The organism is Fluviicola sp. (assembly GCF_029266855.1).
GTDB lineage: Bacteria > Bacteroidota > Bacteroidia > Flavobacteriales_D > Crocinitomicaceae > Fluviicola.
The window spans coordinates 101,144-118,561 of sequence record NZ_JAQSWB010000003.1; the positions used below are offsets into that span (position 1 = coordinate 101,144).

16 protein-coding genes are annotated in these 17,418 nt (G+C 40.3%); 7 read left to right on the plus strand and 9 right to left on the minus strand.

Annotated elements, in window-relative coordinates; all coding sequences use genetic code 11:
* Positions 1–13: 13 nt before the first annotated feature.
* The 3 genes from K0S23_RS09050 (at position 14) to K0S23_RS09060 (ending at position 3,073) form a co-directional block, all read left to right on the plus strand.
* Positions 14–1,759: a tetratricopeptide repeat protein gene (locus K0S23_RS09050; RefSeq protein ID WP_300356374.1), complete on the plus strand. Its 1,746-nt coding sequence runs from the start codon at positions 14–16 to the stop codon at positions 1,757–1,759.
* Positions 1,752–2,486, plus strand: a complete 735-nt coding sequence (locus K0S23_RS09055; protein ID WP_300356376.1) for a LytTR family transcriptional regulator DNA-binding domain-containing protein — start codon at positions 1,752–1,754, stop codon at positions 2,484–2,486. The genes K0S23_RS09050 and K0S23_RS09055 overlap by 8 nt, the downstream gene beginning before the upstream one ends.
* 71 nt (positions 2,487–2,557) lie before the next feature.
* Positions 2,558–3,073: an SRPBCC family protein gene (locus K0S23_RS09060; RefSeq protein ID WP_300356378.1), complete on the plus strand. Its 516-nt coding sequence runs from the start codon at positions 2,558–2,560 to the stop codon at positions 3,071–3,073.
* Here K0S23_RS09060 and K0S23_RS09065 read toward each other — a convergent pair.
* Both K0S23_RS09065 and K0S23_RS09070 read right to left on the minus strand, forming a co-directional pair.
* Entirely contained in the window at positions 3,070–3,579 is a 510-nt protein-coding gene (locus K0S23_RS09065; RefSeq protein WP_300356380.1) for a YciI family protein, read from the minus strand. The genes K0S23_RS09060 and K0S23_RS09065 overlap by 4 nt on opposite strands.
* Complete coding sequence (locus K0S23_RS09070) at positions 3,566–4,036, minus strand: peroxiredoxin (RefSeq protein ID WP_300356382.1); 471 nt, start codon at positions 4,034–4,036, stop codon at positions 3,566–3,568. The genes K0S23_RS09065 and K0S23_RS09070 overlap by 14 nt, the downstream gene beginning before the upstream one ends.
* A gap of 387 nt (positions 4,037–4,423) precedes the next feature.
* Here K0S23_RS09070 and K0S23_RS09075 point away from each other — a divergent pair, with 387 nt between their 5' ends.
* Together K0S23_RS09075 and K0S23_RS09080 are read left to right on the plus strand one after the other, a co-directional pair.
* The gene (locus K0S23_RS09075) at positions 4,424–5,050 is read left to right on the plus strand and encodes a hypothetical protein (protein ID WP_300356384.1); all 627 of its coding nucleotides are present in this window, start codon (positions 4,424–4,426) and stop codon (positions 5,048–5,050) included.
* A gap of 55 nt (positions 5,051–5,105) precedes the next feature.
* Positions 5,106–6,323, plus strand: coding sequence for a TlpA disulfide reductase family protein (locus K0S23_RS09080; protein WP_300356386.1), 1,218 nt, complete (start codon positions 5,106–5,108; stop codon positions 6,321–6,323).
* 117 nt (positions 6,324–6,440) lie between these two features.
* Here the strand turns inward: K0S23_RS09080 and rplI are convergent, their stop codons facing one another.
* The 4 genes from rplI to K0S23_RS09100 all read right to left on the minus strand — a co-directional run bounded on the left by rplI (position 6,441) and on the right by K0S23_RS09100 (position 8,582).
* On the minus strand, positions 6,441–6,887 hold the full coding sequence (gene rplI / locus K0S23_RS09085; RefSeq protein WP_300356388.1) for a 50S ribosomal protein L9: 447 nt from the start codon (positions 6,885–6,887) through the stop codon (positions 6,441–6,443).
* A 32-nt stretch (positions 6,888–6,919) separates the two neighbouring features.
* Positions 6,920–7,183 carry a 30S ribosomal protein S18 gene (gene rpsR, locus K0S23_RS09090; protein ID WP_013685774.1) on the minus strand — a complete coding sequence of 88 codons (264 nt, stop codon included), beginning with the start codon at positions 7,181–7,183 and terminating at the stop codon, positions 6,920–6,922.
* A gap of 26 nt (positions 7,184–7,209) precedes the next feature.
* Complete coding sequence (rpsF, locus tag K0S23_RS09095) at positions 7,210–7,557, minus strand: 30S ribosomal protein S6 (RefSeq protein ID WP_013685773.1); 348 nt, start codon at positions 7,555–7,557, stop codon at positions 7,210–7,212.
* A gap of 122 nt (positions 7,558–7,679) precedes the next feature.
* Positions 7,680–8,582 carry a hypothetical protein gene (locus K0S23_RS09100; RefSeq protein WP_300356391.1) on the minus strand — a complete coding sequence of 301 codons (903 nt, stop codon included), beginning with the start codon at positions 8,580–8,582 and terminating at the stop codon, positions 7,680–7,682.
* 219 nt (positions 8,583–8,801) lie between these two features.
* On the opposite strand from K0S23_RS09100, the gene K0S23_RS09105 reads away from it, so the two are divergent.
* Positions 8,802–11,573 carry a bifunctional aconitate hydratase 2/2-methylisocitrate dehydratase gene (locus K0S23_RS09105; protein ID WP_300356393.1) on the plus strand — a complete coding sequence of 924 codons (2,772 nt, stop codon included), beginning with the start codon at positions 8,802–8,804 and terminating at the stop codon, positions 11,571–11,573.
* A 142-nt stretch (positions 11,574–11,715) separates the two neighbouring features.
* Here K0S23_RS09105 and K0S23_RS09110 read toward each other — a convergent pair whose 3' ends face one another.
* The 3 genes from K0S23_RS09110 to K0S23_RS09120 all read right to left on the minus strand — a co-directional run bounded on the left by K0S23_RS09110 (position 11,716) and on the right by K0S23_RS09120 (position 14,739).
* Entirely contained in the window at positions 11,716–12,627 is a 912-nt protein-coding gene (locus tag K0S23_RS09110; RefSeq protein WP_300356395.1) for a hypothetical protein, read from the minus strand.
* Positions 12,628–12,714: 87 nt separating this feature from the next.
* Positions 12,715–13,254, minus strand: coding sequence for a helix-turn-helix domain-containing protein (locus tag K0S23_RS09115; protein ID WP_300356397.1), 540 nt, complete (start codon positions 13,252–13,254; stop codon positions 12,715–12,717).
* A gap of 180 nt (positions 13,255–13,434) precedes the next feature.
* Positions 13,435–14,739 (minus strand): T9SS type A sorting domain-containing protein, encoded by a 1,305-nt coding sequence (locus K0S23_RS09120; protein WP_300356399.1) that lies wholly within the window; start codon positions 14,737–14,739, stop codon positions 13,435–13,437.
* 220 nt (positions 14,740–14,959) lie between these two features.
* Between K0S23_RS09120 and K0S23_RS09125 the strand changes: the two genes are divergently transcribed.
* Positions 14,960–17,236, plus strand: a complete 2,277-nt coding sequence (locus tag K0S23_RS09125) for an aconitate hydratase (protein ID WP_300356401.1) — start codon at positions 14,960–14,962, stop codon at positions 17,234–17,236.
* Positions 17,237–17,418: the final 182 nt, after the last annotated feature.

Below are 17,418 nucleotides of genomic sequence, written 5' to 3' on the forward strand. Positions count from 1 at the left end.
TTTTGATGTGAATATGATTCGCTTTTTCCTCATCCTGACTTTTGCTCTCCGGGCAAGCAGTATTTTCGCCCAAAAGGATGCTGAGAAAATTGATTCGCTCAATTTCAAAAGCGAAGAATTGTATTCGAGTGATGTAAGCAAGTCCATCGAATTCAGCACCCTGGCACTTGAATTATCTGAAAAAATTGATTACCGGCCAGGTAAGGCCTTTGCGTTTTTGAACCTGGCTGTAGCAAATGATATCCGGGGAAACTCAAAAGTCGCGATCGGGTATTTTCAGCGTGCAATCCGCTTGTTTAAATTGGAAAATGACCTGGAAAACCTGAGCTATTGTTATTCTCAGATCGGAGTTTGTTATTTCTCTCAATACCAGTATGAAAACGCAGATTATTATTACCGGAAAGCGATTCCAATTTGCAGGAAACTCGGATTAGAGATTGACCTTGCAGATGTCCTGGTGAACCAGGGAATAACATTTACTTATCAAAATAAACCGGAAAAAGCGGAGGAGAACTTCAAGCAGGCAATTAAGCTTTATCATAAAAATGCTTACCCGCAAGGACTTGGTGGAGCTTACAATTCCCTTGCTAAGATTTATTATGACAGAAAAGAATTTACCACAGCGATCACCTATTTTGAGAGATCAATAGCAAATTTTGAAAAGTATCGGAATTATTTTAACCTGACATCGGCCTATGGGGGCCTTGCGAATTGTTACATTGATCTGAAAGAATTTCGCAAAGCAGAAAAGTATGCACTTAAAAGTTTAAAAGTAGCACAGGAAATCGGGGCAACCGAACGGGAAGTGTTTACGCATGAAACATTGTCCAGGATCTATTTTGCATTGGGCGATTTTAAAAAGGCTTACGAGAGTTTGAATAATTACACCGTCCTGAGTGATTCCATTTTTACCCGGGAAAAAAGCGATGCCCTGGCAGAAATGCAGGCCCGTTTTGAAGTGAAAGAGGTGAAATTGAAACAAAAGACCCAGGAGGAAAATTATAAATGGCAATTGGTGATCCTGGTAGTGATCATTTTTATTGTTCTCCTGGTTTCTGTCCTGCTGTTCTTTTTGTTTCGAAATAAAAGGCGGATCAATCTCCTGTTAGAGCAAAAATATCAGATCACCCAAGCTAGCCTGGAGCAAAAGGAATTGATGATGGGCGAGGTGCATCACCGGGTGAAGAATAACCTGCAAATGATCTACGCCATTCTGGATTTACAGTCCCGAGAGTTGAAGGATCCGGAATCTGTTCGCTTAATTGAAGACAGTTTGAACCGGATCAATGCAATTTCCATGATCCATCAGAACTTATATCAGTCTGACAATATTCGGGCGGTGAATATCCGTTCTTACCTGGATGAACTGGTGCAGGACCTGGTTCGCCATTTTACGAATAATCATGAACATACAATTGAACTTCATTCGGATTATGAGGAACTGAACATGGATATCGAAACGGCATTACCGCTTGGGTTGATTGTAGCCGAATTGGTTACAAATTCCTGTAAATATGCCTTTGATAAGCAAATAAAGCCCGAACTTTACATCAGTTTGAAAGAAGTGGGTGACCGGCTAGTCTTAAGTGTTTCGGACAATGGAACAGGAAAGAAAAGTACAGCATCGGGAACGAATTTTGGAACGAAGTTGATTCAGTCAATGTCCCGTAAACTGGATGCTACGCTTGTTGAAACAAATTCCGGAAACGGTTTGAAAGTGGAATTGATAAGTTCGAATTACAAAATATACCATGAGTAAATTGAAAATATTCATTGTGGAGGATGAGCCGATCATTGCAGATTACCTGGAACAGTGTCTGTTGGATGATGGTTTTGAAGTAGTCGGAATTGCGGATAGTTTTGATCAGGCAAAGAAAATGCTGGCGAATTGTCAGCCCGACTTACTGCTTCTTGACATCAACCTGGGAACCGGACCGGATGGAATTGATCTGGCGCATCTCATCAATCAGCAAATCAATAAACCTTTCCTGTTTGTTACCTCCAATACGGATTCCAACACCTTGGAACGTGTGAAACTGACGAATCCGGCCGGGTTTATCATGAAACCTTTCAGAAAAGAGGATTTGAGCACCCAGATTGAACTTGCATGGCATGCATTCCAGGTTCGGACTACTCATTCGCAAATTGATTTTACCAATTCCGTATTGGCAAACACTCACTTTTTTATCAAGGACAAACAGAAACTGGTAAAATTGGCCTATTCGGATATTACCCATGCGGAGGCTTGTGATAATTATTCCATCCTTTATACCAAAGAATCCAAATTCATTATCAGCTACAGCTTAAAGCATGTGGAAGCTAAATTACCGGTTAAAGAGTTTTTGCGCGTTCACCGGTCCTATATGGTCAACATCGGACAAATTTCACAGATCAACCCCAAATCATTGGTGCTCATTGATGGAAAAGAGATTCCGGTAAGTGATGCGCACCGCTCCGAATTGTTAAAACGAGTGAATTTGTTTTAGAAAGCGAAAAGGTTTTGCTTATATTTAGTTGGATTCATTAGGTAATGAATAAGCAGAACTAATTCAATAGTATGTATCAGCTCAGACGAACACAATTGATAAGGACTGACCTCCAGACCTGCTGGAAATATTTTTCCGCACCCGCCAACCTGCATGTAATTACACCGGATTACATCGATTTCAGAGTTCATTCTCCCGTTCCGGAAAAAATGTATTCGGGTTTGATCATCCGGTACACCATCCGGCCTATTTTGGGAATTCCCCTGAATTGGATCAGTGAAATCACAACCATTGAGGAAGGTGTTTATTTTGTGGATGAACAGCGCCGGGGGCCCTATAAATTATGGCATCATGAACACCATTTCAAAGAAGTGGAAGGCGGTGTTGAAATGACGGATATCATCAGCTATTTAATGCCCTTCGGGTTCATCGGTAAATTTGTTCATTGGTTATTCATTCGCAGACAGCTGGAAAACATCTTCGCATACCGGGTCAATAAGGCAGACGAATTATTTCATCCGCTTCGGAAAGATCCGGCAGTGAACGGAGTTGCTTCTGTCAACGGGACTGAAACAAAAAAGAATTAAATCTCTTTCTTCGAAACCGTTTTGTGAATTTCAGCTGACTTGATCAATGCCGCAGAACCGTACCAGGGATGCAATTCCATAACCAGTCTTCCGGCTTTGATCGCAGGGTCGGTTTTGGTTAATGCTTCAGCTTCCTCAACTGTTTCCACATCGAAAATATAGATTCCGCGAAGTTCCGTGTCATCCATGAACGGACCGGCAACAACCAGTTTCCGTTGTTCTGCCAGTTTGCCGATATTATCCATGTGTGCACGCTGCAAACGCTTCACTTCTTCGGCGCTTTGATCCTGGTTCGGACCTTTTTTCAGGAAGGCCATGACGTAATGTTTCATGCCATATTCGTCAGCTCCTAATTCGGTTGCCAAAGCCTGGTCGAATTCATTTCCCTTTTTTGGTTCAACGACTGTTTGCTCTTCTTTACAGCTTTGTTCGTCTTCACGTGCACAGGATCCGATCAGAAAACCTAAACTAAGGGTAGACAGGATCAAAAAATTAAGCTTCTTCATTGGTAATGGTTTTTACGGCGTTAATAGATTCTTCAATATGTCCGGCAGCATTGGTGAGTGAATTATAAATGTTCCGTACAATTCCTTTTTTGTCAATAATGTAGGTAACCCTTCCCGGTATTAACCCGAATAAGTTCGTAGGAACATCAAACAGCTTTCGAACGGTTTTCTTTGTGTCTGCAAGTAAAGTAAAGCTCAGGCGGTTCTTCTCCGCAAATTTAGCGTGTCGCTCGGCAGTGTCACTTGAAATCCCGATGACCTCACACCCCAGGTCTTTGAAATCTTCATAGCTGTCGCGAAAAGAACAGGCTTCAGCCGTACAGCCTGGTGTGCCGTCCTTGGGATAGAAATAAAGTACAATGATTTTTTTTCCAAGAACAGAGTTAATATTGAAGTCTTTGTTGTTCTGATCTTTTAATGTGAATTCCGGACATTTGTCTCCTACTGCTATTGCCATGACTGAGTCAATTAATTGTATAGCAAAGATGCAAAAAGAATGGTTTGATGGATGAAATATTTCACCGCTCGTATTTTTCAACTTTGCGTCCCTCGCTTCTTTGCGTTAAAAAATAGGAAAGTTGTTTTTATCAAACCGCAAAGAAAAGGAGGTCGCGAAGAGTGATGTCAAAATAGGTGTAAAACATTGCGCATATTTGTGTAATGTGGATTAATTTTGTATACTTGTTTGCTTAGTTATTATGCAGATGTTAAAAATTATTAAGGATGTAACAAAACAATTTTTTTGTAGTTAATAGGATACTTATTCACTATAAATGGCCATTATTCGTCTAAGTCAGCCAAAATCCCAGCTGATAATTAAATGGGAGACTCTAAATTAATCAAAATGAAAAAAATAGTTTTTGAATCATTTTTGATCCTATCTGTGAGTGTACTATTTGTTTTTTCTTGCCAAAAAGAAAATATCAAAAATTCGAAATCTAATACGCATGAAGTTTTTCAAGAAAAGCAATCGATAAACTCTGTTGAAATCGAGTGTAATGGAAACTGTTCCGGCTCATCCGGGACATGTTCAATCATGGGACAACTTGGTGGAGGAAGTGGACATAATTATGTGACCTGTTCCTGTTCTGGATGTACCATGAAAGTAACAAGTACCAAGAATGGAGTTACAACTGTGACAAATTTAATAGAGGCACAATTTGAAGTTTATTATTTGGATTTATTTCAAACGTATATGGCAGATAACTATCCTGGACAGACGTATACTCTTTTGAAGTATAATTTTACAACTGATTCTGAAGAATATGTAGAGATGTATTCCTTTGATTTAGGAAATGGACAAATTGAGACAGTTGTTCTAGTCGGTGACGCAAATGGGCTTATTGATAAAGTGAAAGTCTATGACTGTACAGGATCATGCGGTTGCAGGGAAGTTTATGATTTGAACACAAATAAGGCATCATGCTCATGTAATGATTGTCAAATGAAAGTCACAACAGTTAAAAAATAGATTACGTAAAAACCCTCCTTATTTTATGAGGAGGGTTTTACCAATGTTGTCGGAAATGAGAATTAATTTATTTGCACTATTCTTCTGTACCAATGCCTGTTTATCTTTTGCACAGGATTCTGATCTCAAACTATGGAACAATGCAGTGGTCAAATGCTCTGAAGTTGAAAATGGATCTTACGAAATGACTTATAAGAGCAAGTATTTGATGGGACGAGATACGGTCTCTAAAAAACTGAACTGTGTTTTTAGAAAAGAGCCGTCAGATTCGATCTTCGGATTTTGTTTTGATGTCGAAAGAACGATCGGTCAGGAGCAGGATTTTTATTCCTATTCCGGGGATTATTTCATTTCGGGTTCGAAAAGGAAAGCGCAATTGTTTCAGTATAAAAAAGCAATGACAGCGTTGGTCTCATTCAAGCATAATTATGACTTTTTCAATCCGCTGACCAATTTTGAGGATTCGGAAATGCCGGAAATAGACACTTCTTTATTACTACTTGTCGGTGAAGAGAAAATTGGTTCTTATGCTACCGTTCATTACAAGTACATTCCTCCAAAGGACACGAATGAAGCAATTGATATCCTGGGCTCAGAGTTGGATTTTTGGATCAATACAAAAGATTGTATTCCGGTTCGCTATACGGTTTACTATAAAATAGATTTGTCCGGTGATACCCTGGAACAATACGACGAGTTTAACCTGAGTTCCTATTCGTTAAACACACAACCGGATTATCGTTTTAAAACTCCTGATTCTTATATAATGGAAGGAATTCATGTAAATGAGTTCGTTCCGGATACTCCTGGTCCAGTCCAAAAATTGGCCGTAGGATCCAAGGTTCCCCGTTGGAATTTTGAGACAAATAAAAAAACAACACTATCCTCAGAAAACCATTCGTATGGACTCATACTGTTTGATTTTTATTACCAGTCTTGTTTTCCATGCTTAAAAGCCATTCCTGCTTTGAACAGGCTCAGCAAAAAATACGATTTAAAAGGGAAGGGTCTTTTGGTTGCCGGAATAAATAATGTAGACCCGGTTGATGATCGCTTTTATGAATTTGTTGAAAGGAAGCAGATTTCGTATCCTTTGGCGGTAAGCCCCAACGAGCTGAGTGAAGTATTCAAAGTATCTTCTTATCCAACTCTTTTTTTGATGGATGGTAAGGGAACATTGATTTATTCATCAGAAGGCTACAGCGAGCAGCTAGAAGCCGAATTGGAAGAGGTAATCATTGATCATTTGACGAAAGAAGGCCTGCTCAGATAAAATCCCGCTAATGATATATTTGCACGATCCCTCGTGATCTTCGTGTGCTTTGTGGTTAAATAAAAAAATCCCGCTGATCAATGACCAACGGGATTTCAATATGCAGTTTGGAAAATCTTATTCTCCTACAACTTCAAATTTGAATACCGGCTTAACACCTTTGTGTAAGTTCGCTTCAGCTTCGAACGTTCCAACTTCTTTGATTGGCTCGTCTTTAATTTTCAACGATTTACGATCGATGTCAAATCCTGCAGCTTTCAATGCTTCAGATAATTGAACCGTGTTAACTGATCCGAAGATCTTACCGTTCTCACCAACTTTCGTGCTGATTTTAACAGTAACATCAGCCAATTTAGCTGCAATTGCTTCTGCTTCAGCAACGATTTTTGATTCTTTATGAGAACGTTGCTTCATCATATCCTCGTGCGCTTTTTTCGCAGAAGGAGTAGCCAAAGAAGCGTAACCCTGAGGGATCAGGAAGTTACGTCCGTATCCTGGCTTAACAGTTACAACTTCGTCCTTGTAACCTAATTTATCGATATTTTTCTTAAGAATTACTTCCATGATTTCTTGTCTTTAAAATTAAAACGTGAAGACTATTTCAACATATCGCCAACGTAAGGCAAGATAGCCAGGTGACGAGCACGTTTAATAGCTTTGTTAACTCTCTTCTGGTATTTCGCAGAAGTTCCGGTAATACGACGAGGTAAAATTTTACCTTGCTCATTTACCAAACGCAACAAGAAAGTAGCGTCTTTGAAATCGATGAATTTAATCCCGCTTTTTTTGAAACGGCAATATTTATCTTTTTTAATCTCGATGTTGATCGGAGTAAGATAGCGAATATCGTTTTGTGACATGTTCTTAAATTTTAATGGTAAATTAATTAAGCTTCAACCGGAGCTCCGCTCATTTTCTTGCGACGTTTCTCTGCGTATGCGAAATGGTCTTTGTCCATTTTCACAGTTAAGAAACGCATAATGCGCTCGTCACGTTTCATGATCAATTCAAGGTCAGCGATCACAGATCCTTCGCCATCAAATTGAAATAAGAAATAGAAACCAGTTGATTTCTTTTGGATAGGGTAAGCCAATTTTTTTAGGCCCCAGCTCTCAGAATGCGTTAATTTACCACCCATGGCAGCCAATTCGCTTTCGTACTTTTGCACTGCTTCCTTTGCCTGGTCTTCAGACAAAACGGGAGTAAGAATGAAAACAGTTTCGTAAGAATTCATAATTAAACTAATTTGTTATTAATACTAAAATACCACTAAGACACACTTAGCGGGGTGCAAAGGTAGGAATAAAATCTTAAAAATAAAGAGGTTGAAGCTTTTTTTGAGGAATACCAGATCGATCAATAAGCTATAAGATCAGTTTTATGTAATAATAAACGCGTATTGGGCTTGTCTAAACTGTCTTGCCAGCCTACAAAATAAGCACTTATCGGTGAGATCATCAACTTTGAGATTTCTTTATGCTGAATTCGCATAATCTCATTAGGGTAGTTTTCTTCCAGTTCTTTGAAATTAAAATTCGGATAAGTGTTATTGGGATAAAGATCGACAGCTCCGAATAGATGAAGAATTTCATGACTGATCATTGCAGGATTCTTATTTGTAATGATCGAATATTCTGCAAAGCGGTTCGATTCGGAATTAAAGGTGTAACTGGGATGGTTTTCATAATAACCATTTACGAAAAATAGAATCGAAACATTCTCTCTCTGAAATTTGTCGCGTAGAGCCTGGTTGAGGGTTTGGACATTCATAATTCTCAAACGCTTACTGATTTTGGTTGAAGGGGTGTATTTTAGTCCTTTACCCGCAATTCGTGATATTCCGTCTGACCAGGAAATAAGTTGTTTTGTTTTTTTCTTTGTTTTTATAAAAAGGCCATTTATGCCCAGCGAAACCTTTGCAGTTTTCTCGTAAATTGTCAGTTTTCCTCCGTTGTGGTAATTGATACATTCAAAATGAAGGGGCTTGGAGAAATCAGCCGCTTTTTGTTGCAGCCACTTTGTCGCTTTCTCTAAGGAATCCATTGTTGTATTTATATCGAATTCCGTCCACGGGTGATAAATGTCTGTATCCACAAAAATGGCATAGATCAGGACAGAATCCTTCAATACATTACACGTGTTTTGATTTTTGGAGAATGGGACCTTGTCATATTCCCGGTAAATAATAGTTGGCTTAAAAAGCACGCAACTGCACACAATAAGCAGCAGAATGAAAGAAAGGGAAATAATTGTTCTCATATGTTTAAACCAGGGGGTTGTTTAAACAATATGTTTAGAACATGATAAGGTAAACAAAGATCTGTAATTTAGAACCAATCTGAATAAATAGGAATGATACTTTCCCTGAATCTTTTATGTTTCAGTTTCCATTGCTTTTAGCTAAATTCGCGCACCGAATAATTAGTTAAAAACACCTTAGTTTATATCCTTAAATACTGAAAAGTAAGACTTCTTTTTATGAATACCTATCAAGAATACATCAAAGAAATTGAAGAGCGCAAAGTGCAGGGACTTCACCCGAAACCAATTGATGGTGCAGAACTGCTAAGTGAGATCATCTCTCAGATTAAAGATGCCAACAACCCGTATCGGGAAGATTCATTGAAATTTTTCATTTACAATACGCTACCGGGAACTACACCTGCAGCAGTTGTAAAAGCACAGTTTTTAAAAGAGATTGTTCTCGGAGAATCAATAGTAAACGAAATCTCACCTGCTTTTGCTTTTGAGTTACTGTCACATATGAAAGGCGGGCCTTCTATCAGGGTGTTGCTCGATATCGCTTTAGGTGATGATGTTGCTGTTGCAAAGGAAGCTGCGAATGTTCTGAAAACACAGGTTTATTTATACGATGCAGATACGGACCGTTTGAAGGAGGCGTTCAAAAACGGAAATGCCATTGCGCTTGAAATTCTTGAAAGTTATGCAAGAGCGGAGTTCTTCACGAAACTTCCCGATGTTCCGGAGGAAATTAAGGTAGTTACATTCATCGCCGGAGAAGGGGATATTTCAACGGATCTTTTGTCTCCGGGTAACCAGGCACATTCGCGATCAGACCGGGAATTGCATGGGAAATGTATGATCACTCCCGAAGCACAGGATCAAATTAAAATGCTGCAGGTACAATATCCCGATGCAAGTGTGATGCTGATCGCTGAAAAAGGAACGATGGGTGTTGGCTCGTCAAGAATGTCAGGTGTAAACAACGTGGCGCTTTGGACGGGTAAACAGGCAAGTTCGTACGTACCTTTCGTAAACTTCGCTCCGATTGTCGGTGGTACAAACGGTATTTCTCCGATTTTCCTTACAACTGTTGATGTTACCGGTGGAATCGGTTTGGATTTGAAGAACTGGGTGAAAAAACTCGACGGAAACGGGGAGCCGATTCGCAATGAAAACGGAGATCCGATCCTGGAAGAAGCTTACTCTGTTGCTACCGGAACGGTATTGACAATTAATACAAAGAAAAAGAAATTATACAACGGCGATAAAGAGCTGATCGATATTTCGAAGGCGTTTACTCCGCAAAAGCTGGAGTTCATCAAAGCCGGTGGATCCTACGCGATTGTTTTCGGTAAGAAGCTGCAAACATTAGCTGCAAAGATTTTAGATATTGAAGCTCCGCTTGTTTTTGCTCCGTCAAAAGAAGTTTCTGTTGAAGGGCAGGGATTGACAGCGGTGGAAAAGATCTTTAACCGGAATGCTGTTGGAATTGCTCCGGGGAAAGTATTGCATGCAGGTTCGGATGTGCGTGTGGAAGTAAACATTGTTGGGTCGCAGGATACAACGGGATTAATGACTGCGCAGGAATTGGAATCCATGGCTGCAACTGTTATTTCTCCGATCGTTGATGGTGCATACCAATCGGGCTGTCATACGGCTTCGGTTTGGGATAAAAAAGCGCAGGCAAATATTCCGAAACTGATGAAGTTTATGAATGATTTCGGTTTGATCACTGCCCGCGACCCGAAAGGTGTCTACCCGGCTATGACGGATGTTATTCACAAGGTTTTGAATGATATTACCATTGATGAATGGGCGATCATTATCGGTGGTGACTCACATACAAGAATGTCTAAAGGTGTTGCTTTTGGTGCCGATTCCGGTACGGTTGCACTTGCGCTTGCTACCGGTGAAGCTTCCATGCCGATCCCGGAATCAGTAAAAGTAACATTCAAAGGAACCATGGAGGATTACATGGATTTCCGCGATGTGGTTCACGCTACACAAGCTCAGATGTTACATACCTTTGGCGGTGAAAACGTATTCCAGGGCAGAATTATTGAGGTTCATCTCGGAACGCTTACTGCTGACCAGGCATTTACCTTTACTGACTGGACTGCGGAAATGAAAGCGAAAGCCTCTATCTGTATTTCTGAAGATGATACTTTGATCGAATCACTGGAGATTGCAAAAAGCAGGATTCAGATCATGATCGATAAGGGAATGGACAACGAAAGACAGGTTCTTCAGGGCTTGATCAATAAAGCGGACAAACGAATTACTGAGATTAAATCGGGTGAGAAACCTGCTTTGACTCCGGATGCAAACGCAAAATATTATGCAGAAGTTGTTGTTGATCTGGATCTGATCGCAGAACCGATGATCGCAGATCCGGACGTAAATAATAAGGATGTTTCCAAACGCTATACGCACGATACAATCAGACCTTTGTCTTTCTATGGCGGAGAGAAAAAAGTAGATCTTGGATTTATCGGCTCGTGCATGGTTCACAAGGGTGATATGAAGATCCTTGCTCAAATGTTGAAGAACGTTGAGGCACAAAACGGGAAGGTTGAATTCAAAGCTCCTTTGGTTGTTGCCCCTCCGACATACAACATCGTTGACGAATTGAAAGCAGAAGGTGACTGGGAAGTCCTGCAGAAATATTCCGGTTTCGAATTTGACGATAATGCTCCGAAAGGCGCGGCGCGTACCGAATACGAAAATATGTTGTATTTGGAACGCCCGGGATGTAATTTGTGCATGGGGAACCAGGAAAAAGCGGCTAAAGGAGATACGGTTATGGCTACTTCAACGCGTTTATTCCAGGGACGTGTAGTAGAAGATGCTGATGGTAAAAAAGGAGAGTCTTTATTGTCGTCTACACCGGTTGTTGTATTGTCAACTATTCTAGGTAGAACTCCTACAATAGAGGAGTATAAAACTGCAGTAGAAGGAATTAGTCTTACTAAATTTGCTCCTTCTCACAGGTTGTTAGTGAATTAATTTTTGATTAAGATAAATGAAAGCCCCGGCATTAGTGTTGGGGCTTTTCTTTTAGCAGCTGAATAACTATCCCTATAGTTTAATCTTCGTTTAACCCATTTTAAATAGTTTCGTGGGGAACACCAGATTGAAGTACGTTTTTTTATTCTATTCCCATTTTATTCTGGATACAGTCAATGTATAGGCTATGGTTCAAAAACAGTTTATTCCCCAACATTCCTGTCATACCCGAAAACTTCATCATCAAATATTGGATCTGCGAAAATCCTTCCACATAAGTAACATGATTTAGAGGTACTTCCTGCTTGTTAAATATTATTTTCTGCTTGCAGTTGGCGGTAAATGTCGTCAAAACGTTCTCCCAGGATTGTGATTTTTCAATGGTGATTTTTGAATGGGGCAGTTTCAGTTCTTCCCATACTTCCTTGTTGCTTAGTAATTCGTAGGCGCTTGTACCTGAGTCGTATAAGAAGCTTTCCTCTTCTCCTTTCAAAATACCGGCAAGGATTATTTTTCTTTTTTTGAATTCGAAATAAAATAGGTTGGGTTTGAATTGAGTAGGCACTTTGGACAGATTTAAAGCAAGGTAATTTTCTTTAAAATTGATGATTGTTCTCCTGTTTTCCAAAATATCAGTTCCTATGGTCCCGATTATTTTTAGTGAATTAGTATCGGTGTCATCTCCTGAATTATAGATTTTGAATGTATCAGAACTGATTTTTGTTTTTCCAATATAGAATGAAGCTTTTGCAACTCCTTTGGTGATGGATATTTGAGGAATGCTCTTGATCGATTTTGAATAAAAGACGGTGTAAGGCGAACCCGTATCAAATTGCAAATAATAGTTGGTCGTGTCTCTTTCAAAATGTATGGGAAGGAGCAAGGCATTCTTTTCTACCCCGAACCAGGTTAGTGGTATCGAGCCGCTTTCGTTTTCTACCGTGAGATAATTTTTATCGGGTGTAAATTTTTGGTCAAAATAAATATAACCGCCGAGTGCAGCCAAAACCAAAACGACCAAAAAGGTCAACAGGATTCTCTTTAAAACTTTCATCAGATCACTTTTTACAAATCTCTGTTTTAGGAAACACTTTCTTTGCAAAAGGATTACGTCAGTTTTACGTCAATTTATCGGTGGATTTTATAAGTAATTGATTTTTAATTTTTTATGCAAATCGTTTTTCGTGTTTAAGCTGATGCCATTTACGATAACTACCAACAGTTTCAGACAAATAATGAATACCAATGGGAACACAAAAAGCGGAAAACGCAGCGATAATCCCTTTTGAATGAATGGGCTGGCTATTTGAGAAACAGCTAATGCCGATGCAAGTATGATTTGAACACTGACGATACTTTTTCCAAGTTCCTTGTTCTTTGCGTCCTTAGTTTTGTTGGTCAGAATTAATGGGAATATAACACCTCCCAGGGGTATCACAAGTCCAAGTAAACTTGAAAGGTTAATCAATTTTGCTCTGTCAAGTTTTGTGATTTCTTTGGAAGGTATGAGTTTGTTCGGCTCGGTTTCAAAAACACTTGCAAGAGCATTCAATGTAAATCCTTTTGGAATGTTGCCTGCTTCAATTCGTTGGATTGTTCTCAGCGAAAGTCCGCTTTTCTCGGCTAGTTCGCTTTGAGTTAAATTTTTCTCTTCTCTTAACTGTTGAACGATTGATTTCATTTTGTTTGAGGTTTGAGGAAACTTTCTGCTAACTTATACATGAGAAACTTCACGGTGCCTGGCATACCCAAAATTGGGAAATACGATCTGCAAGGTTTCGTCTAAGCAATTTAAACATATTCCGGGAAATAGTATCCCGATTAATTTCCTGAACGGCATGCTATTATGCTTCCGAGAGTGTCAGTTTTTAACGATCTTCTTTCGATAAGCCTCTCCATTATTTCCATAAATTAATAAGTAATATACTCCATTGCTAAGGTTGCTTAAGTCCACTTCAGTAATAGGAGTCTGTGTGGTTACTTGTGTTTTCTGTCCGAGGGGATTGCAGAGGTAAAGTTTATTCTCTGCAAAAGCGTCAGTGCCGAGTGTGATCATTATTTTACCACTTGTTGGGTTAGGATAGATTGCCACTTCTGAATCTGTTGAAATACCATTGACTAATAATGGCAGGCAATCCGGAACCGTTCCTGTTTGTTCGGAAAGAGTTCCGTTAGCAACACTCCAATGATACCAAATACCACCTGTACCGGACTGCCAATTATTTAAATTAAATGTTTTGCTGCCTGTCTCGTCTCCCTTTATTTGGTAAACTTTTAAGGCTTCCCCTCCCAGATTCCATGTCAAAGGATTTCCGGAACTGCAAGTTTCAGGTGTTTGGTTGGTAAGTTCGCAATTGGATTGGATAAAATAAGCATTGTCATCATATGTTGGATATCCTCCAAAAACCCTGGCAGTTCCATTCGTGTCGATGCACACAGCTGTGTATTCGTCACAGGCAATTGCGTTTGCATGACTTCCATAGTCATTTAAGATCCGCGCCAGGAACGTAACAAGTCTTCCCTTCCTGTCCGGATCGTCAAAATGAGTATCCGTTATGGTATTCGTTAGGAAGGTGTTTTGGATAAACGGTGATGAGTCTACTGTAACAAGGTTGTCAAATGGATTTGCAAGTGCTGTTGTTGAAGTAACAGTACCGTTTTGGGCAGAAAAATAGTATTCTCCCTGGATTGCCATACCTGCACTTGTTCCGCCGATTACGATATTTCTATTCTGAACGGCCAGATTCAGTGCATCGCTTACTGGCGTGTTTCTCCAGTAACTGATATAAGTCCATTGATCGCCGCCAGCAAACCAAATGGCTTCTGCCTGATTTATTTTCTGTAAAACATAAGGGTCTGTACTTGCCAAAGCGCTGGTGCAAACAATTGTTTCTACCGAATTTACTGTAATACCCAAATCCGAATACAAATAAGAATTATAACCATTGCTTCCGGTTGCTCGCAATACCAATACATCTCCTCCATTTGCTCTTTGAAGAAACCACTTCATTGCATTGTCATCTTCTGTTGCACCACCCATTAAACAGATACCTCCGGATGGACTGGTAACAAGATCAGTTGTATCACCGGTGAAATAAGACGTATAGTTCTGCCCGAACGTTATAAATGGAATCAATGACAAAGCTGAAAATAAAATGTTGTTCATGACATATGTTTTTTAATGCAATATAAAGTAATACACTGTTCCAAACTTAATCTTTTTAAGATACCTACTTACATCTGCGTAAATCTGCGCAATCTGCGTGCGGTTTCTTTGTTCGGTAAACAATCCGCCCACCCATCGAAAAAATCTATGCATTTATAAATACTATTTAGAACATGCGATTTCTTAAATGCTTAAATTAGACTCATTCAAATTTTATAAAATGGCTGTTTTCGATTTAGACATGATCAAAAAAGTTTACGCTTCTTACCCGGAACGTATAGCTGCTGCAAGAAAGGTTGTTGGTCGACCACTTACCCTTACTGAAAAGATTCTTTACACACACCTTTGGGATGGAAACCCTACGATCGTTCACGAACGCGGGAAATCTTATGTTGATTTCGCACCGGATCGCGTAGCAATGCAGGATGCAACTGCACAGATGGCTTTATTGCAGTTTATGCAGGCCGGGAAACCAAAAGTTGCTGTTCCGTCTACCGTTCACTGTGATCACCTGATCCAGGCAAAAGTAGGTGCTTCTGCAGACTTACAGCGTTCACTGAACGAAAACAACGAGGTCTTTAACTTTTTGTCATCGATTTCTAATAAATACGGTATCGGCTTCTGGAAACCGGGAGCAGGGATCATTCACCAGGTAGTTTTGGAAAATTATGCATTTCCTGGTGGAATGATGATCGGAACGGATTCACATACTGTAAATGCAGGTGGACTTGGAATGATCGCAATTGGTGTTGGTGGTGCCGACGCTGTGGATGTAATGGCCGGAATGGCCTGGGAGTTGAAATTCCCGAAATTGATCGGAGTTAAATTAACCGGAAGACTGAACGGGTGGACATCTGCAAAAGATGTGATCCTGAAAGTTGCCGATATACTTACGGTAAAAGGTGGAACAGGAGCGGTTGTTGAATATTTCGGCGATGGCGCGATCTCACTTTCTGCTACCGGAAAAGGAACGATTTGTAACATGGGGGCAGAAATCGGGGCTACAACTTCTACCTTCGGTTACGACGATTCAATGCGCCGCTATCTGAATGCAACCGGTCGTGCCGATGTTGTTGCTTTGGCCGATGTTGTTGCTGAACATTTAACGGGTGATCCGGAAGTATATGCAAACCCGGGACAGTATTTTGATGAATTGATCGAGATCAACCTGACTGAGTTGGAACCGCATATCAATGGTCCCTTTACTCCGGATCGTGGAACTCCGGTTTCAAAAATGAGAGCCGAGGCCGAAGCAAATGGCTGGCCGATGAAGATAGAATGGGGTTTGATAGGATCATGTACAAACTCTTCATATGAAGATATGTCCCGCGCAGCTTCAATTGTGGAACAGGCGGTTAAACACGGTATTACTCCGAAAGCAGAATTCGGGATCAATCCGGGGTCCGAACAGGTTCGTTATACGATTGAGCGCGACGGAATTATTGCGACATTCGAAAAAATGGGTACGAAAGTATTTACAAATGCCTGTGGGCCTTGTATCGGACAATGGGACCGTGAAGGTGCTGATAAGCAGGAGAAAAACACCATCGTTCACTCATTCAACCGGAACTTCTCGAAACGCGCAGATGGAAATCCGAATACACATGCCTTTGTAACATCACCGGAAATGGTAGCTGCTTTGGCAATCTCAGGTGATCTGGGATTCAATCCGCTGACCGATACTTTAACAAACGATAAAGGAGAACAAGTAAAATTCCTGCCTCCGCACGGAGATGAACTTCCGACAAAAGGATTTGATGTGGAAGATCCGGGATTCCAGGCTCCGGCTGAAGATGGTTCCAATGTACAGGTTCTTGTAAACCCGGATTCGACCCGCTTGCAGTTGTTGGAATCTTTCCCGCTTTGGGATGGACAAAACATACAAGGTGCGAAATTGCTGATCAAAGCAAAAGGGAAATGTACGACTGATCATATCTCTATGGCAGGCCCGTGGCTGCGCTATCGTGGTCACCTCGATAACATTTCCAATAACATGCTGATCGGCGCTGAGAATGCATTCAATGGAAAAGCAAATGAAATAGTGAATCAGTTGACCGGTTCGATTGGTGAGGTTCCCGCTGTTGCCCGCGCATACAAAAATGCAGGAATTCCTTCGATTGTTGTAGGTGATCACAATTATGGTGAAGGTTCTTCCCGTGAACATGCAGCAATGGAGCCGCGGCATTTAGGTGTTCGTGCGGTAATCGTGAAGTCATTTGCGCGGATTCACGAAACAAACCTGAAAAAACAGGGGATGTTGGGCTTGACTTTCGCAAATGAAGCAGACTACGAGAAGATCAGGGAAGATGATACATTCAACTTCATTGATTTGGTTGATTTTGCTCCGGGCAAACAATTGACTTTGGAACTCGTTCATGCAGATGGATCGAAAGAGGAGATCAAATTGAATCATACCTACAATGCACAGCAAATTGATTGGTTTAAAGCAGGATCTGCTTTGAATCTGATCAAATTGGAAAGCCAGAAAAATAGTTAAGAGATTTCTTGAATAGCTGAATCCCGCTTGTCATCTGACAGGTGGGATTTTTTGTTTTCAAAAGAATATGCAAGCATAATGAATATAGTCAGGTACTCAATGAAACCTGTATTTTACGAAATAAAGAGGTAAGCTCGGATGATGGGTGAACTAAAATTTTAATTTCGCTTCCATTAAAAACC